The sequence below is a fragment of the Bradyrhizobium sp. USDA 4011 genome (genome assembly GCF_054063415.1).
Genome location: NZ_JBSSGG010000001.1, coordinates 2017377 through 2040156 on the forward strand (window position 1 = coordinate 2017377; position 22780 = coordinate 2040156).

Here is a 22780-nt window from a genome sequence, read left to right on the forward strand (position 1 = left end):
GTTTCGCAAGCAGACTTCGGCGCGCCGAGGATACGTCGCCGCGTCGAAGCCTTGGCGGGGACGGGGCCGGGCGACCCTGTACGCCGCGGCCGCTCGGCTCAAGCACTGCGGTCTCTGGAATGCCGGATCACCCGCCTGCGCCTGCGCGGGTGATGACACTGCGTGGTGTGACGCCTTGAATCGAGCACCATCCTCATCGTCGTCCCTGCGAAGGCAGGGACCCATAACCACAGATGCCGATTGTTGGGCGATGCTGGAACGACGAGTCCCTTCAACAACGCCCGCTGCGGCGCATGGGTCCTGCTTTCGCAGGGACGACGACGGCTTGCACGATTTCTGAATAATAGAACAATACCGCTGAGTTGCCCGACGAGTCAAGTTGCCGTGTCCGCCGGCAGCCACCGGCTACTTTGCATGGGGTTGTTTTCGATATTTTGGCGGCCTGCCCCAGCAACTCGGCACCGATGCGGTCGCACCGCCGTCACCATGTCATCCGCTAGATCACATAAAACCCGTGCGTGCCGTCGCGGCGCAGCTGGTCCACCAGGCCGTACTCCCAATCGAGATAGGCCTGCATCGCCTTTTCCGCGACGCCGGTGCCTTCATAGGGACGGCGGTAGCGGTGCGCGGGATCGGGCCGCGGCGCGACGCGCGGCGGCCCCAATTCCAGCGGACCGTCATAGCCGCCTTCGAGCACGTAAACCTCCCAGCCCATCTGTGCGAGCCAGGACGCCGTCATGTCGGCGCGGATGCTCTTGTCGTCGGTCAGCACGATGCGGGCGCCGCGCACCGGCGCAGCCATGTCGATTTCCTGCACCAGCTGGCCGCCCGCATAGTGGCGGAAGCCGGCCAGATGACCGGCGGCGTATTCCTTGGCGTCGCGGACGTCGAAGCGATACAGCGTGCGGTGTGCGTCCTTTTCCAGCGCGGCAAGCTCACGCGCGCCGATGCGGCGGACGCCGGCGCGATAGGCGACGTCGCGCGCATTGTCGGCGGCGCCGGCGAACGGCCCGACGTCGCCGCGCTTGCCGGCGCCGTGTTCGAGCTCGTGTTTCGCCAGCGTCCAGCCGATCGTGCCGTTGCGCAGCGCCCACACCTTGTTCGGCAGTCCGGCATTGATCAGCGACTGCGTGCCGATGATCGAGCGGGTGCGGCCGGCGCAGTTGACGATGATGGTGGTGTCGGGATCGGGCGCCGCGCTCCCTGCGCGCAGCACCAGCTCCGCGCCGGGCACGCTGACCGAGCCCGGGATGTTCATGGTGGCATATTCGTCGAAACGGCGGACATCGAGGATCGCGATGTTGGCCTTGTCGGCTATCAGCGCGGCGACCTCGTCGGCACTCAGCGAGGGCGTGTGCCTGCGCGACTCGACCAGCTCGCCGAAGGCCTTGGCGTAGGAATTGACGTCCTCGAACACCTCGTAGCCGGCCGCCTTCCAGCCCTGCAGGCCGCCGGCCAGCGCCGCAACGTTGCTGTAGCCCAGCGCCTGCAACTGGCCAGCCGCGACAGCGACCAGTCCCTCGCCATTGTCATAGAGAACGATCGGCACGTCCTTGCGCGGCAGTCGCAGCTCGGCTTCGAGCGCGATTCGGCCGGCGGCCATGTTGGCGGCAAACAGCGGATGGCCCGTGGCGAACTCCGCCTCATGCCTGACGTCGAGCAGCGCTATTTCCTGGCGCAGCAGCAGCGTTGCACGGATGTTCTGGGGCGTGACGGAAGAAACTGTCATGAGATGCCGGCCTTGGGCGGGAAATGCGCAGGCCTGCTCTAGGCCGAAATCGCGCGCCGTCAATAGCCTTAACCAGCCCGCAACCCCGATCTTCAGAGGCCGGGATTCGGGGAACGAAAATCCGCCATCCCGCTTTGCCCAACCGAGGCGCGCTTGCTACGTTCCGATCGGCCCCGTTGGCGCCCGATCAGGCCTTCCGGACAAGAGAAGGTAGCGGGGCCACGCCTGAAGTTCTGGGAGGATGACCATGAGAAGTGTCGGAAATGAACCACTGTCGCGTCACGCCCTCGCCTATGTGCTGGCCGGCGGACGCGGCAGCAGGCTTCAGGAGCTCACCGACAGGCGCGCCAAGCCGGCGGTGTATTTTGGCGGCAAGTCCCGCATCATCGATTTCGCGCTCTCCAACGCCGTGAATTCCGGCATCCGCCGCATCGCGGTGGCGACCCAGTACAAGGCGCACAGCCTGATCCGACATCTGCAAGGCGGCTGGAACTTCTTCCGCCCGGAACGAAACGAGAGTTTTGACATCCTGCCGGCAAGCCAGCGCGTGTCCGAGACCAACTGGTATCTCGGCACGGCGGACGCGGTGTATCAGAACATCGACATCCTCGAGGCGCACGGCACCAAGTACATCCTGGTGCTCGCCGGCGACCACATCTACAAGATGGACTACGAGGTGATGCTGAAGCAGCATGTCGAGAGCGGCGCCGACGTCACGGTCGGCTGCCTCGAAATGCCGCGCACCGAATCCAGCGGCTTCGGTATCATGCATGTCGACGACAACGGCCTGATCCAGTCGTTCCTGGAGAAGCCGGCCGATCCGCCGCCGATGCCCGGCAAGCCCGACAAGTCGCTCGCCAGCATGGGCATCTACGTGTTCGACTCGCAATTCCTGTTCGACGAATTGCGCCGCGATGCCGCCGACCCGAATTCCAACCACGATTTCGGCAAGGACATCATTCCCTATATCGTCAAGCACGGCCGGGCCGTGGCGCATCAGTTCAACGATTCCTGTGTCCGCTCCGGCGACGATCCCCGCTCCTACTGGCGCGATGTCGGCACCGTCGACGCCTATTGGGCCGCCAATATCGATCTCACCGATGTCGTGCCGGAGCTCGATCTCTACGACCGCGCATGGCCGATCTGGACCTATGCCGAGATCACCCCGCCCGCCAAGTTCGTCCACGACGAGGACGGACGGCGCGGCCAGGCGGTGACCTCGCTGGTCTCGGGCGCCTGCATCATCTCGGGCGCGGCGCTGCGACGGTCGCTGCTGTTCACCGGCGTCCACGTCAATTCCTACGCCAATGTCGAGAACGCGGTGATCATGCCCTATGTGAATGTCGGCCGCGGCGCGCGGCTCAGAAACGTCGTGATCGATCGCGGCGTGCGGATTCCGGAAGGGCTGGTGGTCGGCGAGGATCCCGAGTTCGACGGCAAGCGATTCCGCACCACCGAGAACGGGATCACCCTGATCACGCAACCGATGATCGACAGGCTCCCGACATGACGCCCATCCGCGTCCTCGCGGTCGCCTCGGAAATCTACCCGATCGTCAAGACCGGCGGCCTCGCCGACGTGGTCGGCGCGCTGCCGGCGGCGCTGAAGCAGCACGGCGTCACGACGCGGACGCTGGTGCCCGGCTATCCCGATGTGCTCAAGGCGCTGGCCTCCGCGGAGACGCTGCTGAACTGGGACGAAGTTTACGGCGGCCCGATCCGCGTGCTCGGCGGCACCCATGACGGCCTCGATCTTGTTGCGCTCGACGCGCCGCATCTCTATGCGCGCCCCGGCAATCCCTATGTCGGTCCCGACGGACGCGACTGGCCCGACAACGGCATCCGCTTTGCGGCGCTGTCGCGGATGGCGGCCGAAATCGGCCGGGGTGCGATCGAGGGCTTCGTCCCCGACATCGTGCATGCGCATGACTGGCAGGCCGGCCTCGCGCCGGCCTACCTGCACTACGGAGGGCAGCCGCGGCCGGGCACGGTGATGACCGTGCACAACCTTGCCTATCAGGGGCAATTCTCGCCGGACATGCTGGCTGCGTTTGGTCTTCCGGGTGAGGCCTATTCCCTTCACGGCGTCGAATATTACGGCACCATCAGTCTCTTGAAAGCCGGCCTGCAATTCGCCGACCGCATCACCACGGTGTCGCCGACCTATGCGCAGGAGATCCAGAGCGACGAAGGCGGCATGGGGCTCGGCGGCCTGTTGCGCGAACGCTCCGACGTGCTGAGCGGCATCCTCAACGGCATCGACATCGATGTGTGGAATCCGGCCACCGATCCCGACATCGCCGCGCGCTTCAGCGCCGGGCAAATCGCGGAGCGCGCAGCCAACAAGACAGCGCTGCAACGGCGGTTCGGTCTCGATCCGGCGCCGGATGCGATGCTTCTCGGCGTCATCAGCCGGCTGTCGTGGCAGAAGGGGCTCGACCTGCTGCTCGAGAACATTCCGACATTGCTCGGCGAAGGCATTCAGCTCGCGCTGCTCGGCAGCGGCGATCGCGATCTGCAGGATCGCTACGCCGCGCTGGCGCGCGACAACCCCGGGCGGATCGCGGTCGTGATCGGCTATGACGAGGCGCTGGCGCATCTGATCCAGGCAGGCTCCGATGCGCTCGCGGTGCCGTCGCGGTTCGAGCCGTGCGGCCTCACCCAGCTCTGCGCGCTGCGCTACGGCGCGGTCCCGATCGTTGCCAATGTCGGCGGCCTTGCCGACACCGTGCAGGGCTTCGACGAAGCCGCGGTCACCGGCAGTGCTGCGACCGGCATCAAGTTCGCACCCGCGACCTCGGAAGCGCTCGCCCATGGCTTGCGCACAGCGAACCTGCTGTTCAACGACAAGGTGACCTGGCGCCGGCTGCAGCAGGCCGGCATGGCCACCGATGTCTCCTGGCACAATCGCGCCGGCCACTACGCCGCGCTCTATCGCGAGCTCGCCGCCGCGCGAACATGAAACGCGATCAATTCAGCAAATCGCAGGACGCGACGCGGTTGATGTCGGCGAGACGGCGGTCGGAACTACCCTTGAGATCGAGGCTTGCGACGAGAGCGAGCAGGCGGCCATAGGAGCGGTCGGCGACCGCGACGGGCAGCGGCTCCTCGTCGAAGGCCTCGATGTAGTCGCCGACGAGACCGCTCAGCAGCCGACAGATCGCCCGCTGCTCAGGCTGATGCTGGCTCAATATCTCGAGTTTTTCCTGGAGGGTCCGGTAGGTCCGCAGGCCGTGGGGTTGCTGCGAAAGCCAAGTATGCAGATCAGGAGCGTGCAAATTAGAATTTTGTAAATCAGTCATATCAGCCTCTTCGAGCAGGAGAAGAAGCTACCGGTTTATATAGCCGATCGCGGTTCCGCGCCATGACGATTTTTGCATGCATCCCCTGCCCGGTGGCACGGGCCGTGTCATCGGATTGGCACGCAGTATCGCTAGGGTATCTCGGTTTGATCAGAGTCGCGCGAGTGCCGGCAGGATCCTGTAGCGCGCGATCTCGTGCGGATAGTCGCCACGATTGGCGAGCAGCACGATACCGAACCTGCGCGCCGGCACCAGGCCGATATAGGCCGAGGCATTGTTGAGGCCGCCGGGCTTGTCGATGACGGTGACACCGTCCAGCCGCACATGCTCCCACGCCATCGCCTGCCCGAACGTCGCATCGACACGGAAACTCTCGCGCATGGTCATCTGCAATGCCGCGCGCAATTCGGGATCGATCACCGCGCCGTCGAGACAGGCGCGCAGCAGCATGCCGAGATCGCGCGCCGACGAGAACATCTGGCCGGTGCCGGGAAAATCGTAGTAGCTCTGCTGATTGCCGGGTGGACCGATCGCCGTGCCGTCGTGGGAGTAGCCCTGGACCATGCGCTGCATGATCTCCGGCGCCATCGCCGCGCGATTGTCCTCGCCACGATCCGGAACGAAGGTCGAGGTCATGCCGAGCGGCCTGAGGATACGGCTCTCGATCAACGTCGCGATCGGCATGCGATAGCGCTGCTCCAGCACCAGCTGCAGCAGGACATAGCCGGCGTGGCTGTAGATGCGCTGCTTGCCCGGCTGCTCTCCTTTCTGTGGCGTCCAGGCATTGAGCATCGCGATGAACTGATCGCGGCTGAAGGTCTCGTTCGGCCAGGGCGGATGATCGGTCGGCAGCAGCAGCCCCGATGTATGGTTGACCAGCTCGCCGACCGTGACGCGGCTGATATAGTCGCCGTGCAACTCCGGCAGATACTTGCCGACGGGATCGTCCAGCCGCAATTCGCCGCGCTCGGTGCCGAGGGCAACCAGTGTCGCCTCGAACAGCTTGCGCAGCGAGGCGAGATTGAACAGCGTGTCCGAGGTGACCGGCCGCCTTGCTGCAGCGTCGGCGAAGCCGTAGTTGAAGAAGGCGACCCGACCGCCGGCATAGACCGCCGCGGCCAGGCCGCCCGGATCGGCCACGGTCGCGGTCGGCGACAGTTCGGTCGTGACGATGTCCCTGATCTGCGCATCCATGTCGGAATCAGCCCGCGCCGCCGTCAGCACGTTAGCGACAACGGCAAGCAGGACAGCCGCGATCCGGACGAAGAGCCATTGTCTCATGTAGAACGAATTCGGGAGCGGTATGACCCGCGGGTGGACCTGCTCAGCCATCGAGAGATGGCGACATCGCGATCCTAGCGATGGAACCCACGTGTCCGAATTCACGATCGCGCGTCTCGCACCGTGACTCGTTCCAGCTGGGGAACGGGCGGCCCGATCGCTGTTCCGACGGTCACTGCCGGAATCCGCGATCGCGACCGCCCTCCCACTCCAGCCACGGCGCGGGAACTGCAATGGAACAAAAAAATGCGGGACGTTTGAAAATGCGGAAAATGTGCTGCGACGGAGAGGCAATACCGACGCTTGCCGGACTCGCCGCCGATATGTCTGACTTCGTCACATTCCGCTCCCAACCCGGGGACGGTTTCTTGCTAGCAACAATTCGTCAATCAAGGGTTGCATATGCCCATGGGATTCGATTTGCAAGACACGGCTGCGTGCGACGGATTGTCCCGTTCCCGATACAGGGTGCGCGCGATGCCGTGGTTAAGCATGGCTTAACTATTGAACGCACAGCGCGCGCCTATCCGCTTCGCGACCGGATGATCGACCGCGGCAACGACGCCAGCAGCAGCACGAGGCAGACGCAGAGGAGCACGATGTCCTTGAACAGGAACTCGCCGGCCAGGTTCCAGGCCATCGGGTCGGTCGACAGGCTCCATTTCGCCACCCCGGGTGTCGTGAAGAAGAACGACCAGGTCACCGCGAAGGTGATCACGCCCATCAATGCGCCGATTGCGGACAGGATCGGGCTGAATGCCCCGGCGCCAAGCAGTACGGCGATGTCGAACTCGGTGACGCCAAGCACATAGGCCTCGCCGCGAAGGCCGAACACCGACAGCCACGAGACGAACGGGCTGTTGCTGATGAATTGCACGATGCCTTGCGCCGATTGCAGCGTGAACTTCTGCATGCCGAACGACACGCAGATCACCACCATGACCCAGCGCAGGATCGCGAGCAGACGATAGGACCCCTCGCCTTGTTCAGCGATGTTGAACGACAGATTCATGCGGATGTTTCTTCCCTCGCTGCGATGCCACCATCAGCCGCGGTTACGGCGTTCGTGGCAGGATTACGCAGCGCGCCCCGCGCGCGTTACGCGCAACAGGGCGTCACGCCCTTCACAAGGATGTGCAGATGAGGTGATCGGCAGGGCCGGCGGGTGGCGGAAGCCTCAAGCCGCGGTGAGCAACCCGCCGACCTTCTCGTAGGCTTCGCTCTTGAACTGCCCGGTCAGCGCCAGCTCCATGGCGACGTGATAGAGGATCCGCTTCGGCAGCCGTTCGCTCTCAGTGGTGATCGCGCCAGCTCACGCGCGCTGACGCAGCGGCCGTGCGGCGTCCTTGGCCGGCACCGGCATGGTGAAACCGTACAGGAACAGGTCCACCACCATGTCGGCGAACGCGCCGGGGTCGACGCCACCCTTCGGGTCGTACCAGGTGTGGCTGAAGTTCAGGATGCCGAACAGCATCATGCTGTAGATCTTCTTGGTCCGCTTGACGATCTTGCCTTCCTTGTCGAGCTTGACCAGAAGCTCCGAGACCGTGTCGACGAGCTGGCGCTCCAGCGCCTTGATCGCATCCTGCTCGGTCTCACCGAGGAACGAGAGGTCGTTGAGGATGACGCGCTGCTCGTCGCTCGAGCGCGCATTCAGTGCGACGATGGCCTGGATCGCGGCACGGAACTGCTCCAGCGTCGCCGCCTTGCCGGCCATCGCGGCCTCGACATCGGCGATCATCTCGCGGATATGCGCATCGAGGATCGCGAACAGGATCGCTTCCTTGGAGTCGAAATAGTGATACAGCGCGCCGCGCGACAGCTTGCAGGCGTCCGCGAGGTCCGCGATCGAGGCGCGCATGTAGCCCTGACGCGCGAACAGGCCGCAGGCGGTGGTGAGAATGCCCCGCTGGATCTCGTCGTAGTTTTCTGAGCGCGTCCGCGCCATACCCGTCTCTCTCGTCCACCGCTGACGCCGCCGGAATCGGGCGGCTTCCGTCTCTCCCTTTGCGGGCACCGTCCACCAGAACTCATCAACCCTGACGCAGCGGGATCATTGACCTGCGTCAAAAAATAATTTGAACGACCGGTCGGATTATATTATCGTGACCATCATCAAGCAAGCGGATTGCGCATGCCGGGGCCAACCCGGCGGCATCGAGGGAGGCTGCGCGTGGATGCTCATAAGGTCGATGCTGTCGTGATCGGAGCCGGCGCCGGCGGGCTGTGCGCCGCGGCGCGTCTCGCCCATGGCGGGCTGCATACCCTCGTCGTCGACGACAAGGACCGGCTCGGGGGGCGCGCCTCGACCGAGGAGATCGACGGCTTCAAGGTCAATATCGGCGCAATCGCGATCGAGTTCGGCGGCGTGTTCGAGGAGACCTTCCACACCGTCGGTGCGCCGCTCGATATCCGCGCGCCGGAGCCTGCGAGCTCGTTCTTCATCGACGGCAAGGTGATCGATGTCGGCCGCGGCGGCTGGTCGCTGCTGCTCGGACAACTGACCAAGCAGGCCTCCCGCATCCTGGAGAAATTCGCCGACGCCCGCTCCGGCAACCTGCCCGACGGGCGGCAATCGACCGAGGACTGGCTGAAGGGCTACACCAGCAACGCGACGGTGCACGCGCTGTTTCGCAATCTCTGCGCGGCGATCTTCGCCTGCAACGCCGCCGAGCTGCCGGCCCGCGCCTTCCTCACCTATTTCACAAGCAAGGGTGCCTTCAAGAAGTTCGGCTTCTGCCCGCAAGGCACGATCGGCGTCTGGAACAGCCTCGGCGGCGCGATCAAGCGCAATGGCGACATCTGGCTCGGGACGCCGGCGACCACGATCCACACCGCCAACGGCCGCGTCGAAGGCGTTACCGTTCTCAGGAATGGCGAGCGGGTGCGGATCGACACCGATCTCGTCATCAGCAACGCGGGACCGAAGGCCACTGTCGCGCTTGCCGGCAGCGAGGCCTTTCCAGCGGATTACATCGCCAAGGTGAAGAACGACCTTCGCCCGGCCGCCAATATCGTCATCAATGTCGCCAGCCGCGAGCCGCTGATCAACCATCCCGGCATCGTCACCTTCGGCAAGACGCGCCGGCTCTGCAACATGGCGAACCTCTCCGCCACCTGCCCGGAACTCGCTCCGCCGGGCTGGCATCTTTACGTCGCCTACGCGGTGCCGATGCCGGCGCTCGGCGATTTCGACTCCGATGCCGAGGTCGCGCTCGCGCTCGAGGACCTTCGCGAGCAGTTCGCCAATTTCGACCAGGCGAAAATCCTCTCGATCCGGGTGATGCGCGACGACTGGCCGGCGCAACGCAGCTGCGCCGGTTACGACCTGCCGCGCGAGACCGGCATCGAGGGCCTGTGGTGCGTCGGCGACGCGGTGAAGCAATACGGCAATGGCGGCACGCAGGCTTGTGCCGAGACCGCCAAGATCGTCACCGATGCGATCTTCGCCGCGCGGCCGCGCCGGTCGGTTGGCCGGGTCTGAACGCGATGCCGACGACCGTCCCGCACCCGGCGCCATCGGCAGCGCTGCTCACTGGGCCGGCGCGCGAGTGCCTGCTCGAATTCCGCAACATCCGCATCGTCTACGACAACGCCATCGAGGCGATACGCGATGTCTCGATCGCGGTGCCCGAAGGCAACATCGTCGCTCTGCTCGGCTCCAACGGTGCCGGCAAGTCGACGCTGCTGAAGGCGATGTCCGGCATCCTCTACACCGAGGAAGGCGTGATCGAGAATGGCAGCATCCGCTTCCGCAATCACGAGGTGCATCACCTCGCGCCGGATGAACTGGTGCGCCGCGGCATCGTGCAGGTGCCGGAGGGCCGCCGCGTCTTCGCGGCCCTGTCCATCGATGAGAATTTGCAGATGGGCGGCTACACCAGGACCGGCCCCGAGGCGCGCGAGCGCCGCGACAAGGTATTTGCGCTGTTTCCGCGGCTCTATGAGCGGCGCGACCAGATCGCCGGCTACATGTCCGGCGGCGAGCAGCAGATGCTCGCGATCGGCCGCGCGCTGATGACCGATCCCGTGCTGCTGGCGCTCGACGAGCCGTCGCTCGGCCTCGCGCCGCTGATCATCGACCGCATCTATGAGGTGATCGTCCGGCTGCGCGACGAGCTGAAGATGACCGTGCTGCTGGTGGAGCAGAACGCGCAGCGCGCGCTCGACATCGCCGACTACGGCTACATCCTGGAGACCGGCCGCGTCGTGCTCGACGGTACGGCAGAAAGGCTCACCGCCAACGAGGACGTCCAGGAATTCTACCTCGGCGTCTCCTCCACCGGCCGCAAGAGCCTGCGCGACGTCAAGCATTACAAGCGCCGCAAGCGGTGGCTGTCGTGACCGCGCTGCTTGCGATCGACAACCTCTCCAAGAGCTTCGGCGGCCTGCAGGCGGTCACCGATGTCAGCCTTGAAGTCGCGGCGGGCGAGATCTGCAGCGTGATCGGCCCGAACGGTGCCGGCAAGACCACGCTGTTCAACATGATCTCGGGCGTGCTGCGACCGAGCGGCGGCCGGATCACCTTCGACGGCATCGACCTTTCGACCATTTCGCCGTGGAAGTTCGCCGCCGTCGGGATCGGCCGCACATTTCAGAATCTGGCGCTGTTCAAGCACGGCACCGTGGTCGAAAACATCCTGACAGGCCGCCATGCCCATCTGCGCTCGACCGTGCTCGACGCCGTGGTGTTCTTCGGCCGCACCCGCAAGGAAGAGATCGCGGCCCGGCAGCGCGTCGAGCACATCATCGAATTCCTCGAGATCGAGCATATCAGGGATGCCGTGGTCGGCACGCTGTCCTACGGCCAGCAGAAGCGCGTCGAGCTCGCCCGCGCGCTCGCCTGCGAGCCGAAACTGCTGCTGCTCGACGAGATGGTATCCGGCATGAACCAGGAGGAGACCGAGGACATCGCACGCTTCGTGCTCGACATCCGCGACGAGCTCGGCATCACCGTCGTGATGATCGAGCACGAGATGCGCATCGTGATGGACATCTCCGATCGCATCCATGTGCTGAATTTCGGCCGCAAGATCGCCGAAGGCACGCCCGACGAGGTCAGGCGCGATCCGGCCGTCGCGGAGGCCTATCTCGGCGGCCAGCGCACTGAAACGATGGCAAAGGCAGGCGCGTGATGTCGACGATGGACAGCCTGCGCACCGCTCATCCGCCGCTGCAAGCCGGCGTCGCGCGCAGCGAGCCTGCGGCAGGCGCCGATGCGCTGCAGGCGGCGCTTGCGGATGCCACCATCACCATCCCGCAATTGCTGCGGCAGCGCGCCGCCGTGCACGGCGATGCGCTGGCGCTGCGCGAGAAGGAATACGGCATCTGGAATCCCTATTCCTGGCGGCACTATTACGAGACAGCGCGTGCGGTCGCGCTCGGCCTGCTGTCGCTCGGCATCAAGCCCGGCGACCGCGTCGCCATCGCCGGCGAGAACGCGCCGGAATGGTTTTACGCCGATCTCGGCGCCCAAATGATCGGCGCGGTCGCGGTCGGCATCTATCCGACAAATCCCTGGGTCGAGTTGCAATATATCGTCAAGCATTCCGGCGCCCGGGTCGTGATCACCGGCGATCAGGAGCAGACCGACAAGGTGCTCGACGCGATGGCCAACAATGGCGGCCTGCCGGATCTGGAGGCCATCGTCTGCGTCGACATGAAGGGCCTGCGGCATTATCGCCAGTCCGAGCTGATGTCGTTCGCAGCACTGTGCGAACGCGGCAAGGCCTATGCCGACGCGAACCCGGAGGCCAACGCCAGCCTCGATCGCCTGATCAGCCAGGGCGCGCCCGACGATGTCTGCATCCTCGTCTACACCTCGGGCACGACGGGTCCGCCGAAGGGCGCGATGCTGACCCATCGCAATCTCGTCTACGCCGCCTATGCCTACGCCAAGACCGTCGGGATCGCCGACAAGCCGTTCGAAGCGGTGAGCTATCTGCCGCTCTGCCACGTCGCCGAGCGCTGCTACGGCACGGTGACGCATCTCGTGCTCGGCGGCACGGTCTCCTTTGCGGAGTCGATCGACACCGTCGCGATCAACATCCGCGAGATCGCGCCGACCTTCTTCGTCGGCGTGCCGCGCATCTACGAAAAGCTTCAGCAGGGTTTCCTGTTCCGGCTCGGCGAGAGCGGCCGGCTGCGGCAGGGCTTAACCAAGGCCTGTCTCGCCTGGGGCCGCGCGCTGTCCGACCGCCGCCAAGCCGGCAAGGCCAATTGGCTCGATCACGCCGCCTATGGACTGCTTTACCTCCTGATATTCCGCAATCTGCAGCGCCATCTCGGCTTCGCTTACAGCCGGCACAGGCTGTGCGCCGGCGCGTCAATCTCGCCGGAGACATTGCGCTTCTTCGACATCATCGGCCGGCCGGTATCGCAGGGCTACGGCCTCACCGAGAGCGGCGGCGTCGCCTTCATCCAGACCGAAAGCCAACACCGGATCGGCGGCTGCGGCGTGCCGTTGCCGCAGACGGAGTGGAAACTCGATACCGACGGCGAGATCCTGCTGCGCAACCCCGGCGTCTTCAAGGGCTACTTCCTCGACGAGAAGGCCTCCACCGCTTCGCTGGAACAAGACGGCTGGCTGCGCACCGGCGACATTGTCGACGTCCTCGACAACGGCGAGATCGCCGTGGTCGACCGCAAGAAGGCGATCATCATCACCGCCGGCGGCAAGAACATCGCACCCTCGGAGATCGAAAACGCGCTGAAGGATTCCGAATTCATCAAGGAAGCGATCGTGGTCGGTGAAGCCAAAAAATACCTCGGCGCCATCGTCCAGGTCGATTACGACAATGTCGGCCGCTGGGCGCGCGACCGGGCGCTGGCCTACACCAACTACAAGTCGCTGTCGCAGCTGCCGGAAGTGCACGAGCTGGTCGAGCGGATCGTTGGCGAGACCAATAAGCGCTTCGCCCGGGTCGAGAACATCCGCCGTTTCGCGATCCTCGAGAAAGAGCTCGACCATGACGATGGCGAGCTCACCGCCACGCAGAAGGTGCGCCGCGCCATGATCGAGAAGAAGTTCGCGCGCGAGCTCGCCATCATCTACCAGTCGGAGGGCTGAATGCAGTATCTCATCCAGCTCCTGATCTCGGGGCTCGCGATCGGCGCGATCTACGGCCTGATCGCGATGGGCTTTGCCGTGATCTACAAATCCACCGGGCTGGTCAATTTCGCGCAGGGCGAGATGACCATGATCACCGCCTATATCGCCTGGACGATCTCGACCACGGTCAGCGGCAATCTGTTCGTCGTCGCGGCGGGCGCGATCTTGGCCGCAATCCTGCTCGGCCTCATCATCGAGCGCCTCGTGATGCGGCCGATGCTGGGCGAGCCCGTGTTCGCGACCGTGATGGTCACGATCGGGCTCGCGGTGATCCTGCGCTCGGCCATCAACTTCATCTGGGACGCCTATCCGCACGGCCTCGATGTCGGCATGGGCCGCGGCATCGTCCATCTCGGCGGCATCGGCGTGCGCACCGGGCAAATCGCCGTCATCGGTACGCTGCTTTCGCTGCTCGCCGCGATCTGGGCGTTCTTTCGATACAGCAAGGTCGGCGTCGCGATGCGCGCGGTCGCGGCCGACGACCGCACCGCGCTCTTGATGGGCATCAGCGCCACCAGGGTTCACGCGCTGGCCTGGGCCGCCTCATCCGTGATCGCCGGCATCGGCGGGGTGTTCTTCGCGCTGTCCTATGATCTGTCGCCGGCGATGTTCCAGCTTGGCCTGAAGGCGTTTCCGGCCACGATCCTGGGCGGGCTTGACGCCGTGCTCGGCTCTGGCCTCGGCGGCCTCCTGATCGGCATCACGGAAAACCTCGCCGGCGGCTATGTCGGCTCCGGCATGAAGGAGGTCGCGGGCTTTGCCATGATCATCGTCGTGCTGATGATCCGCCCGTTCGGCATCTTCGGCGAACGCGACATCGAGAGGGTGTGATGCGCACTGGTGATTACAAACAGAGCTATGGCGAACTGGTTGCGCTGATCGATTCACCGCCGGTGTGGCTATGGTCGGCCGTGCTGCTGCTGGCGCTGATTGCAGCACCTTATCTGCTGAATTCCTACGCGCTGTCGTTCCTGATGATCATCCTGATCACGGTGACCGGCGCGCTCGGGCTCAACATCCTGACCGGCTACACCGGCCTGATCTCGCTCGGCCATGTCGGCTTCCTCGTCACCGGCGCCTATGCCTACGCGGTGTTGGTCTCGAAGTACCACATGCCGCCGCTGGTCGGCTTCCTCGGGGCCGGCGTGGTGCCGGCGCTGGCAAGCCTGATCGTCGGCGCGCCGTCGCTGCGGCTGAAGGGGCTCTATCTCGCCATCACCACACTCGCCTTCTCCTTTATCATCAACACCGTGATTCTGGAGATGCGCTGGCTTACCAACGGCGCGCGCGGCATCCAGGTGCAGCGGCCCGAGATCTTCGGCATCAGCTTCGACAGCGACGCCGCCTTCACCTATCTCTGCCTCGCCATCGCAGCCTTGACGCTATTCGCCACCCTCAACATCCGCCGCAGCCGGGTCGGCCGTGCTTTCGTCGCGATCCGCGACAACGACACCGCGGCACGCGTGATGGGGATCAACCTGCATGCCTACAAGCTGTTCGCCTTCGTCACATCGGCCTTCATCACCGGGCTCGCCGGCGCACTCTACGGCATCTATCTCTCCTTCGTCAGCGTCGAGGGCTTTCCGTTCCTGCTCTCGATCGAGGCGCTGGCGATCCTGATCGTCGGTGGGCTCGGTTCGGCGCTCGGCGCCGTGCTCGGCACCATCCTGATCGTGCTGCTGCCGGAAGCGACCCGGATCGTCTTCAGCCTGTTCAGCGCGCAGATGGACGCGACGTTCACGACCGGCGCGCAGGAGCTGAAGAGCATGCTCTACGGCCTCGTCATCATCCTGTTCCTGCGCTTCCAGCCGAGGGGGCTGGTCGGCGCCTGGCACGATATCAAGCGGGCCTGGGTGCATTGGCCGCTGCGCTACTAACCAAAAAAAGCACACCATGAGGAGGAGACAATGATCAGACATCTGGCGGCGGCTTCGCTGCTGCTTTCCACGGCCTGCCTTGGCATCGGTCCCGTTGCCGCCGCCGACCCCGGCATCACCGACACCGAGATCCTGATCGGCGACGTCGAACCCCTGACCGGGCCGCCGGCGCTGCTCGGCGTCGCAGCGTCAATCGGCCACAAGATCGCGATCGCCGAAGCCAACGCCGCCGGCGGCATCAACGGCCGCAAGATCAAATACGTGCTGGAGGACGACGGCTACGTCACCGCGCGCACCATCCAGGGCGTCAAGAAGGTGATCGACGTCGACAAGGTGTTCGCCATGATCGGCATCTCCGGCTCGGGCCAGTCGATCGCCGTCATGCCGGTGCTGGAGAAATCGGGCATCCCGACCGTGATCGACGTCGCGCCGGTGAAATTCCTCTGGGAGCCGCCGCGCAAGAACGTATTCGTGGTCGGCCAATCCTACGAGGAAGGCATCATCCACCTCGTCAATTTCCTGGCCGACAAGAACCCCGGCAAGAAATGGGGCCTGATCACCCAGGACGACGATTACGGCATCACGGTCCGCGACGGCTTCGATACCGTGGTCAAGGCCAAGAAGCTGAACGTTGTCTACAGCGGCAACTACAAGAAGGGCCAGCAGGACTTCTCGTCCGACATGCTGCAGCTGAAGGATTCCGGCGCCGAGGTGTTCCTGGCCGGCGGCATTATCGCCGAGAACATCGCGATGATGAAGGAACTCGAGAAGCTCGGCATCAAGCCGGTGACCGGCATCTTCTGGCCCGGCCGCATCGAACCGGTGCTGAAGCTGATGGGCCCGGCCGGTGACGGCATCTATGCGGTCGACTATGTCGAGCCTTTCGCCGGCGCTGCCGGCAAGGCGTTCCTGGAGAAAGCCAAGCCGCTGGTGTCGGAGGCAGAATTCAAGGGCATCAACCGCTACACCATGACCGGATACGCCGCCGCGAAGGTCCTGATCGCGGCGATCGAGCGCTGCGGCAAGCAGCCGACCTGGGCCTGCACCATCGCGGAGCTGGAGAAGACCAGGAATGTCGAGACCGGCGTGATGGCGCCGATCAGCTTCGGCCCCGGCGTCCGCTTCTCGAACCAGAAGCTGCAGATCATGCAGGCCGATACGGCGACGCTCAGCTTCAAGCCGGTGGACTAGACCGATGAAGGTCCTGATCGTCTTTGCCCATCAGGAGGCGCAGTCGTTCAACGCGGCGCTGCTGGCGCGGTCGGTGGCCGAGCTGACCGCGCTCGGACATACGGTCAGGATCTCCGACCTCTACGCCATGCGCTTCAATCCGGTGGCGACCGCGGAAGACTTTGGCGAGCGGCGGTTTCCCGACCGGCTGCAATATGACCGCGAGCAGAAATACAATCTGCAACAGGGGACGCTCAGCGGCGACATCACGGCCGAGATCGAGAAGCTGCTGTGGTGCGACCTCCTGATCCTGCAGTTTCCGCTGTGGTGGTTCTCGGTCCCGGCCATCATGAAGGGCTGGATCGATCGCGTGTTCGTCAACGGTGCCATCTATGGCGCCGGCCGCCGCTACGACACGGGCGGCCTTTCCGGCCGCCGCGCCATGGTCGTGACCTCGACCGCCGCCTACCCTGGCATGTGCGCGCCCGACGGGCTGGTTGGCGCCCTCGACGTGGTGCTGTGGCCGATCCAGAACGGCACGCTGGCCTATGCCGGCTGCAAGGTCCTGCCGCCCTTCGTGTCCTATTCAGTGAACTTCGTCGACGAGGCGGCGCGGCATCGCTATCTCGACGACTACGCCGAGCGGCTGCGGCAGCTCGAGACCGCCGAACCGCTGTTCTTCCATCCGCTCGCGGATTTCGGCGAGGACTGGCGGCTGAAGCCAGGGATCGCGGCACAGACGGTCGGCCAGGGTAAGGCGGCGGCGACTTAACGGCCGCCCTCCTTACATCCGCTTGGCAACCTCTTCCAGCATCACCTCGGTGGCGCCGCCGCCGATCGTCAGCACCCGCGCGTCGCGCACCATGCGCTCGATCGGGGTGCCGCGCATGAAGCCTGAGCCGCCATGCAGCTGCAGGCAGCCATGCACGACCTCGTGCAACACCTCCGGCGACAGCGCCTTCACCATCGACACTTCACGCAGACACTCCTGCCCGGCCGCCGCAAGCTCGGCGGCCTGATAGGCCAGCGCGCGCGCCGCGGCCGCCTTTGCCGCGAGCTGGGCGAGCTTCAGCCGCACGCCCTGCTGGTTCCAGAGCGGCCCGCCGAACGCCTGTCGCGTCTTCACATAATTCGTCGTCAGCTCGATCGCCTTGGCGGACTCGCCGGCGCAGATGCCGCCGATGCAGATGCGCTCGTTCTGGAAGGTCTCCATGATGCCATAGAAACCCTTGTTCTCCTCGCCGAGCAGATTTTCCGCCGGGACGCGCACGTCCTGGAACGAAATCTCGGCCGTGTCCGAGCAGAGCCAGCCATGCTTGTCGAGCTTGGTTGCCGTGATGCCCGGCGTGTTGCGCTCGACGATGAACAGCGAGATGCCGCGGCTGCCCTTGGCATGCGGATCGGTGCGGGCGGCAACGATCAGGATGTCGCCATAGACCGCGTTGGTGATGAACATCTTGGCGCCGTTGATCACCCAATGATCGCCGTCGCGCCGCGCCCGCGTCTTCAGGCCCGCGACATCGGAGCCGGCATCGGGCTCGGTCACCGCGATCGAGCAGACCGTCTCGCCGCGGATGATCGCCGGCAAATATTTTTGCTTCTGCTCCGGCGTGCCGCGCAGGCTGATGTGCACCGCCGACATGTCGGTGTGCACCAGGATCGACGAGGTGAAGCCGCCGAAGCTCGAGCGTCCGAGTTCCTCGGCGAACACCATCGAGGCCAGCGGCCCCATGTCGGTGCCGCCATAATCGGCCGCATGGCGCATGCCGAGGAAGCCGAGCGCACCCATGCGGCGATAGATCTCGCGCGGGATCTTGCCGTCGCGCTCCCACGCCTCGGCATGTGGCATCACTTCCTTCACGACGAAGCGGCGCACCTGCTCACGCAGCATGCGCAGTTCCTCGGGTAGATTGGGCGGCTCCGGGAAATGGAATTCGGTCTCAGAAAGCTGGCGCGGGTCGGAGGTCATGACGTTCATTGTGGCGCCCTCTCGTGGCCGATGTGAAGATGGTTGCGCAGGAAAACTGCGAGCGATGCGATCGCCTCTCGCGCCTGCGGAATCTCTGGGAACATCTGGAACACGTGGATCATGCCGTCCCAGACCTGCAGCTCGACGTCGGCGCCGGCGGCCTTGGCGCGCGCGGCAAGGTCCACTGAATCGTCGCGCACGGTTTCGCGGTCTCCCACCTGAACCAGAAGGGGCGGCAGACCGTTGAGATCGGCATGAAGCGGCGAGGCCAGTGGATTACGGGGATCGCCGTCCTTGCCGAGATAGTTCTTGGCGAGCGCCAGGATCATCGCGCGCTGGTGGATCGGATCGACCTCGGCCCTGCTTTCGTAGCTCGCGCCGGCAGCGGTGAGATCGGTCCAGGGCGACATCAGCGCGCCGGCGGCGGGGAGCGGCAGGCCGCGGTCTCTCGCTGCCAGCATTGCAGCGAGCACGAGATTGCCGCCGGCCGAGTCCCCGGCGAAGGCAATGTCGGCAGGACGCAGTCCCTGATCGCAGAGATACTGATAGGCAATCAGCGCATCATCGAGCGCCGCCGGAAACCGGTGCTCCGGCGCCAGGCGATAATTGATCGAGAGCAAACGGCAGCCGGATGCATCCGCGATCCGCGCGGCCAGATCTCGATGCGAGGCAACCGAGCCGATCCGGAAGCCGCCGCCGTGAAAGTAGAGGATCGCCTTGTCGCGCGGCGCGTCTGATGGCACCAGCCATTCGCCGTCGATGCCGTCGGCGGAAACCGGCTCGCACCTCACCGGCACCGAGCAGCCGGCAAAGGCCGCATCCCAATCGCTGCGCATCTGCGCCACCGATGTATCGCGGGTCCAGCCGCGATAGATCGCACGCAGGCGCTTGATTGCACGATCGACCGGCGTGATGGCGCTATCGTCGCCTGTGCTGGCCATCTCAACCGCCGATACCCATGCCGCCGGAGACGCCAAGCGTCTCGCCGGTGATATAGGCGGCCTGATCGGACGCCAGAAACAGCGCGGCGGCCGCAACCTCCTCCGGCTCGCCGAGCCGGCCGAGCAGCGTTGCGCCGGTCATCGCCTGCAGGATCTTGTCGCCGCCTTTTGCCACGGCCTGCTCCAGCATCGGCGTGCGGATCGGTCCCGGCGCGATCGCGTTCGCGGTGATGCGAAAGCGCGCATTCTCGCGCGCGATGCTTCTGGTGAACGAGATCACGCCGCCCTTCGCCGCGGAATAGACCGCGCCGCCCTTGGAGCCGAGCCGTGCCGCCTCCGACGTCACGTTGATGATGCGGCCGAAACGCGCCGCCTGCATCGCCGGCAGCGCGGCGTGCGTGCAGGCCAGCACGGAGGTGAGATTGACCGCGATGAGCCGGGCCCAGTCCTCCGCCGTGGTGTCGGTGAAGAAGGCGTGCTGATCGACGCCGGCATTGTTGACGACGATGTCGAACGGGCCGTCCTGCGCCATCACCGCCTGCACGGCGGTGGCATCGCTGACATCGAGCCCGGCGACACCGGCGCCGGTCTGACGCGCGAGCTCCGTGGCTGTGGCGACGTCGAGATCGGCGATCACGACCCTGGCGCCTGCGCCGGCAAAGCTGCGGACGATCGCGGCACCAATGCCGCGCGCCCCGCCGGAGACGAAGGCGCGGCGGCCATCGAGACGCCCGAATGGCAAGCTGCCCTCCACGTCTCAGCGCCCCGTGAAGACGGGCTTGCGCCGCTCGATCACGGCGGCGAGCCCTTCGCGGGCATCGGCCATGCCCGAGAGTTCGGCAACGGTGCGCGCCTCCTCCGACAGGCACTGCTCGATGCTGGTGCCGGTACCGGCCCAGACCAGCCGCTTGGTCGCTGCCAGTGCTTTCGGCGCACCGGCCGCGAGCTCGCGCGCCAGCGCGAGCGATGCATCGGCGAGCTCGGCATCGGGCACGACCTTGGTGACGATGCCCATCTGCAGGGCTTCCGCAGCAGGGATCACCGGGTTGGTCAACAGGATCGACATCGCCCGCCGCAAACCGACCAGCCGCGACAGCGTGACCGAGACGCCGGCATCCGGCGCCATCGCCACCCGTGTCGCGCCGGCGAGGAATTTTGCCGATTCCGCCGCAATCACGATGTCGGAGGCGCAGACCAGGCCGAAGCCGCCGCCGCCCGCCGCAAAGCCCTGCACCGAAGCGATCACCGGCGCCTCGAGCCGCAGCAATCCGGTCACCGCATTCTGAAGGTACGCGGTGGCCTGGCGGATATAGTCGGGCAGCTTCTCGCCCTTGGAGGCAAAGGCGCGGACATCGCCGCCCGCGCAGAAATTCGCGCCCTCGCCGCTCAACAGCACGACGCGCAGATCCGGATGGCCGTGGCAGACCATGATGGCGTCGCACAACGCGCTCAGCAGCTCGGCGCTCATGCCGTTGGCCGCGTCGGGCCGGTTGAGCCGCAGCCGCGCGATGCCGTCAGCGATGTCGAGCAGAACGGGACCCTTGTCGATCATGGCGAGACCTTCCCTAAACTAGGAATGACAGCGTGTAGATCGCCTTGTCGTTGTTGACGAGGATGACCTTCTTGGTGGCCATCCGCAATTCGCCATCGACATACCGCAGCCGGTATTCATTGCGCGCCGCCCACAGCGTGTCGTCGCGCAGGCTCGACTCGAAGATCAGGCTGTTGCTGGCGACCGCAATGTCACCATTGTCGGGTTGCTCATCCATCAATTCGATGTTGGAGATCAGCCGGCGCAGGTTCGATTGCGGCGTCTGGGTGAAGTGCTTGCCGGTCATCAGCTGCCGGACGCGCAGCGCGATACGCGATCGGTTGTCGTAGATGATCGACATCTGCCGCTCAGGATCGATGTCGGCGCCGTTGGCCGGCACCCAATAGACGCCGTCGTCGGTCCAGAGCTTTTCCCAGGCCTCGTATTGATGCTCGTCCTGCAACCGCGCCTCGCGATAGAGAAAGGCGGTGATGGCGCTCATCAACGTGGCGCTGCTCTCGCGCAACAGCATCAGTTAGGCTCCATCAGCTTGCGATAATGGGTCCAGATGCCGCGCGACGGCACCTCGTCGGTGACGTGGCCGACCGTGAAGCCGAGCTCATCCTGCCGCTCGCGCTTCTCGCCGCGGCCGAGGAATATCCATTCCGGATTGCGCGCCAGCACGCCGCGATGGCAGCGCTCGTACATCTCGGAATCATCCGCGAGCAGGAAGCCGGCTGGGCCGACCGAGCCCATGGTCTGCTGGCGCAGCCGGCGGTTCAGATCGGGCGCGCCCTTGAATTGCAGCGCGGTGACGTGCTGCACGCTGTCGTCGACGCCGAGCGGCTGGATCACGAACATCTGGATCTCGGCGATGAACAGGTTCGGGAAGATCATGACATGCGGCGTGCCGTCGATCATGATTTCGCGCGCCGCGGTGTCGCCATAAGCGGCCTTCATCCGCGCCGTATAGTCCGGCAGGCGCTCCTCGCTGGTGCCGAACCAGCTCATCGGCGCATCGCGCTTGCGGAACTCGGGCCGCAAGTCGATCTCGGTATGGCCGTTGCCGTAATCGCGCGTCAGCGCGGTCGAGGCACCGCCATAGAGCTTGCCGATCATGCTGTCGGCGACGCCGAAGATCGAGGTGTGCACGAAGGCCGGGTGATAGCCGTCGCACTCGTTCTCCAGTATGAACTTCCAGTTCGCCTTGACGCGATGCTTGAGGAAACCCGCCGTGATCTCGACCTCGCCCTCCGGCGAGGTGCGCACCAGGCGATCGATGGTCTCGGCGGCGCCGCCGAGATGTTCCTTCAGCGTCGGGCCATCGGCCGCGAACGAGCCGAACACGAAGCCGCGGTAGGACTCGACGCGCGTCACCCGCCCGAGCGCGAGCTGCGACTTGTCCTGTCCTTCGTAACCATCGGGGAAGGCATAGCCGACCAGCCGGCCGTCATTGGCGAAGGTCCAGGAGTGGAACGGACAGGTGAACGAGCGCGCATTGCCGCGCTCAAAGGAGCAGACCTGATTGCCGCGATGCGAGCAGCGGTTGAGCAGCAGATTGACCTTGCCCTGCTCGTCGCGCGTCATGATCACGGATTGCGGACCGATCGACTTGACGACGTAGTCGTTGGTGTTCGGGACCTCGCTCTCGTGCCCGACATAGATCCAGGTCCGGTACCAGATGTTCTTGAGCTCGGCCTCGAAGATCTCAGGATCGGTATAGAGCGATCCATGCACCCGGTCGGGCCGGATCAAACGCTCCCACGGCGAGACGCCGGTCATCATGTTCATCGCTCCGTTTCCCTCGCCGGCCGCTTGCGCGGATGCCTTCACCGGCCGCCAATAATAATCCGAACGACCGTTCGGTCAA

21 protein-coding genes are annotated in these 22780 nt (G+C 65.2%); 10 read left to right on the top strand and 11 right to left on the bottom strand.

The features are described from left to right. Nucleotides 1-496: 496 nt before the first annotated feature. A complete protein-coding gene (locus tag ACVW1C_RS09340; RefSeq protein ID WP_456758171.1) occupies nucleotides 497-1729 on the bottom strand; it encodes a rhodanese-like domain-containing protein in 1233 nt (410 codons plus the stop codon). 247 nt (nucleotides 1730-1976) lie between these two features. Between ACVW1C_RS09340 and glgC the strand changes: the two genes are divergently transcribed. Then, nucleotides 1977-3239 (top strand): glucose-1-phosphate adenylyltransferase, encoded by a 1263-nt coding sequence (gene glgC, locus ACVW1C_RS09345; protein WP_456758172.1) that lies wholly within the window; start codon nucleotides 1977-1979, stop codon nucleotides 3237-3239. Then, nucleotides 3236-4690: a glycogen synthase GlgA gene (gene glgA, locus ACVW1C_RS09350; RefSeq protein WP_456758173.1), complete on the top strand. Its 1455-nt coding sequence runs from the start codon at nucleotides 3236-3238 to the stop codon at nucleotides 4688-4690. The genes glgC and glgA overlap by 4 nt, the downstream gene beginning before the upstream one ends. 7 nt (nucleotides 4691-4697) lie before the next feature. On the opposite strand, the gene ACVW1C_RS09355 is transcribed toward glgA, so the two are convergent. From ACVW1C_RS09355 to ACVW1C_RS09370, 4 genes are all read right to left on the bottom strand, one after another. Beyond that, nucleotides 4698-5030 (bottom strand): hypothetical protein, encoded by a 333-nt coding sequence (locus ACVW1C_RS09355; protein WP_456758174.1) that lies wholly within the window; start codon nucleotides 5028-5030, stop codon nucleotides 4698-4700. Nucleotides 5031-5180: 150 nt separating this feature from the next. Further along, nucleotides 5181-6311: a serine hydrolase gene (locus ACVW1C_RS09360; protein WP_456758175.1), complete on the bottom strand. Its 1131-nt coding sequence runs from the start codon at nucleotides 6309-6311 to the stop codon at nucleotides 5181-5183. Between the two features lie 523 nt (nucleotides 6312-6834). After that, nucleotides 6835-7323: a DUF417 family protein gene (locus ACVW1C_RS09365; protein ID WP_456758176.1), complete on the bottom strand. Its 489-nt coding sequence runs from the start codon at nucleotides 7321-7323 to the stop codon at nucleotides 6835-6837. A gap of 300 nt (nucleotides 7324-7623) precedes the next feature. Next, nucleotides 7624-8259: a TetR family transcriptional regulator gene (locus ACVW1C_RS09370; protein WP_456758177.1), complete on the bottom strand. Its 636-nt coding sequence runs from the start codon at nucleotides 8257-8259 to the stop codon at nucleotides 7624-7626. A 225-nt stretch (nucleotides 8260-8484) separates the two neighbouring features. On the opposite strand from ACVW1C_RS09370, the gene ACVW1C_RS09375 reads away from it, so the two are divergent. The 8 genes from ACVW1C_RS09375 to ACVW1C_RS09410 are packed head-to-tail and all read left to right on the top strand — an operon-like array spanning nucleotide 8485 to nucleotide 17241. Beyond that, nucleotides 8485-9795, top strand: a complete 1311-nt coding sequence (locus ACVW1C_RS09375) for a phytoene desaturase family protein (RefSeq protein WP_456758178.1) — start codon at nucleotides 8485-8487, stop codon at nucleotides 9793-9795. A gap of 5 nt (nucleotides 9796-9800) precedes the next feature. Then, a complete protein-coding gene (locus tag ACVW1C_RS09380) occupies nucleotides 9801-10655 on the top strand; it encodes an ABC transporter ATP-binding protein (protein WP_456758179.1) in 855 nt (284 codons plus the stop codon). Beyond that, nucleotides 10652-11446: an ABC transporter ATP-binding protein gene (locus ACVW1C_RS09385; RefSeq protein ID WP_456758180.1), complete on the top strand. Its 795-nt coding sequence runs from the start codon at nucleotides 10652-10654 to the stop codon at nucleotides 11444-11446. Before ACVW1C_RS09380 ends, ACVW1C_RS09385 begins: the two co-directional genes overlap by 4 nt. Next, entirely contained in the window at nucleotides 11446-13380 is a 1935-nt protein-coding gene (locus ACVW1C_RS09390) for an AMP-dependent synthetase/ligase (RefSeq protein ID WP_456758181.1), read from the top strand. The genes ACVW1C_RS09385 and ACVW1C_RS09390 overlap by 1 nt, the downstream gene beginning before the upstream one ends. Then, entirely contained in the window at nucleotides 13381-14253 is an 873-nt protein-coding gene (locus ACVW1C_RS09395; protein ID WP_456758182.1) for a branched-chain amino acid ABC transporter permease, read from the top strand. Continuing rightward, a complete protein-coding gene (locus tag ACVW1C_RS09400) occupies nucleotides 14253-15299 on the top strand; it encodes a branched-chain amino acid ABC transporter permease (RefSeq protein ID WP_456758183.1) in 1047 nt (348 codons plus the stop codon). The genes ACVW1C_RS09395 and ACVW1C_RS09400 overlap by 1 nt, the downstream gene beginning before the upstream one ends. Nucleotides 15300-15329: 30 nt before the next feature. Then, nucleotides 15330-16490, top strand: a complete 1161-nt coding sequence (locus ACVW1C_RS09405; RefSeq protein WP_456758184.1) for an ABC transporter substrate-binding protein — start codon at nucleotides 15330-15332, stop codon at nucleotides 16488-16490. 4 nt (nucleotides 16491-16494) lie between these two features. After that, nucleotides 16495-17241, top strand: a complete 747-nt coding sequence (locus ACVW1C_RS09410; RefSeq protein ID WP_456758185.1) for an NAD(P)H-dependent oxidoreductase — start codon at nucleotides 16495-16497, stop codon at nucleotides 17239-17241. A gap of 12 nt (nucleotides 17242-17253) precedes the next feature. Here ACVW1C_RS09410 and ACVW1C_RS09415 read toward each other — a convergent pair whose 3' ends face one another. From ACVW1C_RS09415 to ACVW1C_RS09440, 6 genes are read right to left on the bottom strand one after another with little or no spacing between them, the layout of a single operon-like run. Then, nucleotides 17254-18447 carry an acyl-CoA dehydrogenase family protein gene (locus ACVW1C_RS09415; RefSeq protein ID WP_456758186.1) on the bottom strand — a complete coding sequence of 398 codons (1194 nt, stop codon included), beginning with the start codon at nucleotides 18445-18447 and terminating at the stop codon, nucleotides 17254-17256. Then, nucleotides 18444-19379 carry an alpha/beta hydrolase gene (locus tag ACVW1C_RS09420; RefSeq protein WP_456758187.1) on the bottom strand — a complete coding sequence of 312 codons (936 nt, stop codon included), beginning with the start codon at nucleotides 19377-19379 and terminating at the stop codon, nucleotides 18444-18446. Before ACVW1C_RS09420 ends, ACVW1C_RS09415 begins: the two co-directional genes overlap by 4 nt. 1 nt (nucleotide 19380) lies before the next feature. Next, nucleotides 19381-20121 carry an SDR family NAD(P)-dependent oxidoreductase gene (locus ACVW1C_RS09425; RefSeq protein ID WP_456758188.1) on the bottom strand — a complete coding sequence of 247 codons (741 nt, stop codon included), beginning with the start codon at nucleotides 20119-20121 and terminating at the stop codon, nucleotides 19381-19383. A 15-nt stretch (nucleotides 20122-20136) separates the two neighbouring features. After that, nucleotides 20137-20931 (bottom strand): enoyl-CoA hydratase/isomerase family protein, encoded by a 795-nt coding sequence (locus tag ACVW1C_RS09430; protein ID WP_456758189.1) that lies wholly within the window; start codon nucleotides 20929-20931, stop codon nucleotides 20137-20139. Between the two features lie 13 nt (nucleotides 20932-20944). Next, on the bottom strand, nucleotides 20945-21442 hold the full coding sequence (locus ACVW1C_RS09435; protein WP_456758190.1) for an aromatic-ring-hydroxylating dioxygenase subunit beta: 498 nt from the start codon (nucleotides 21440-21442) through the stop codon (nucleotides 20945-20947). Then, on the bottom strand, nucleotides 21442-22701 hold the full coding sequence (locus tag ACVW1C_RS09440; RefSeq protein ID WP_456758191.1) for an aromatic ring-hydroxylating oxygenase subunit alpha: 1260 nt from the start codon (nucleotides 22699-22701) through the stop codon (nucleotides 21442-21444). Before ACVW1C_RS09440 ends, ACVW1C_RS09435 begins: the two co-directional genes overlap by 1 nt. Between the last annotated feature and the right edge of the window lie 79 nt (nucleotides 22702-22780).

Coding starts and splice junctions, on each gene's coding strand:
- glgA (WP_456758173.1), top strand. CDS start 3,236: ATGACGCCCATCCGCGTCCTCGCGGTCGCCTCGGAAATCTACCCGATC.
- ACVW1C_RS09360 (WP_456758175.1), bottom strand. CDS start 6,311: ATGAGACAATGGCTCTTCGTCCGGATCGCGGCTGTCCTGCTTGCCGTT.
- ACVW1C_RS09420 (WP_456758187.1), bottom strand. CDS start 19,379: ATGGCCAGCACAGGCGACGATAGCGCCATCACGCCGGTCGATCGTGCA.
- ACVW1C_RS09340 (WP_456758171.1), bottom strand. CDS start 1,729: ATGACAGTTTCTTCCGTCACGCCCCAGAACATCCGTGCAACGCTGCTG.
- ACVW1C_RS09430 (WP_456758189.1), bottom strand. CDS start 20,931: ATGATCGACAAGGGTCCCGTTCTGCTCGACATCGCTGACGGCATCGCG.
- ACVW1C_RS09410 (WP_456758185.1), top strand. CDS start 16,495: ATGAAGGTCCTGATCGTCTTTGCCCATCAGGAGGCGCAGTCGTTCAAC.
- ACVW1C_RS09390 (WP_456758181.1), top strand. CDS start 11,446: ATGTCGACGATGGACAGCCTGCGCACCGCTCATCCGCCGCTGCAAGCC.
- ACVW1C_RS09355 (WP_456758174.1), bottom strand. CDS start 5,030: ATGACTGATTTACAAAATTCTAATTTGCACGCTCCTGATCTGCATACT.
- ACVW1C_RS09380 (WP_456758179.1), top strand. CDS start 9,801: ATGCCGACGACCGTCCCGCACCCGGCGCCATCGGCAGCGCTGCTCACT.
- ACVW1C_RS09435 (WP_456758190.1), bottom strand. CDS start 21,442: ATGCTGTTGCGCGAGAGCAGCGCCACGTTGATGAGCGCCATCACCGCC.
- ACVW1C_RS09415 (WP_456758186.1), bottom strand. CDS start 18,447: ATGAACGTCATGACCTCCGACCCGCGCCAGCTTTCTGAGACCGAATTC.
- ACVW1C_RS09440 (WP_456758191.1), bottom strand. CDS start 22,701: ATGAACATGATGACCGGCGTCTCGCCGTGGGAGCGTTTGATCCGGCCC.
- ACVW1C_RS09405 (WP_456758184.1), top strand. CDS start 15,330: ATGATCAGACATCTGGCGGCGGCTTCGCTGCTGCTTTCCACGGCCTGC.
- glgC (WP_456758172.1), top strand. CDS start 1,977: ATGAGAAGTGTCGGAAATGAACCACTGTCGCGTCACGCCCTCGCCTAT.
- ACVW1C_RS09400 (WP_456758183.1), top strand. CDS start 14,253: ATGCGCACTGGTGATTACAAACAGAGCTATGGCGAACTGGTTGCGCTG.
- ACVW1C_RS09365 (WP_456758176.1), bottom strand. CDS start 7,323: ATGAATCTGTCGTTCAACATCGCTGAACAAGGCGAGGGGTCCTATCGT.
- ACVW1C_RS09395 (WP_456758182.1), top strand. CDS start 13,381: ATGCAGTATCTCATCCAGCTCCTGATCTCGGGGCTCGCGATCGGCGCG.
- ACVW1C_RS09370 (WP_456758177.1), bottom strand. CDS start 8,259: ATGGCGCGGACGCGCTCAGAAAACTACGACGAGATCCAGCGGGGCATT.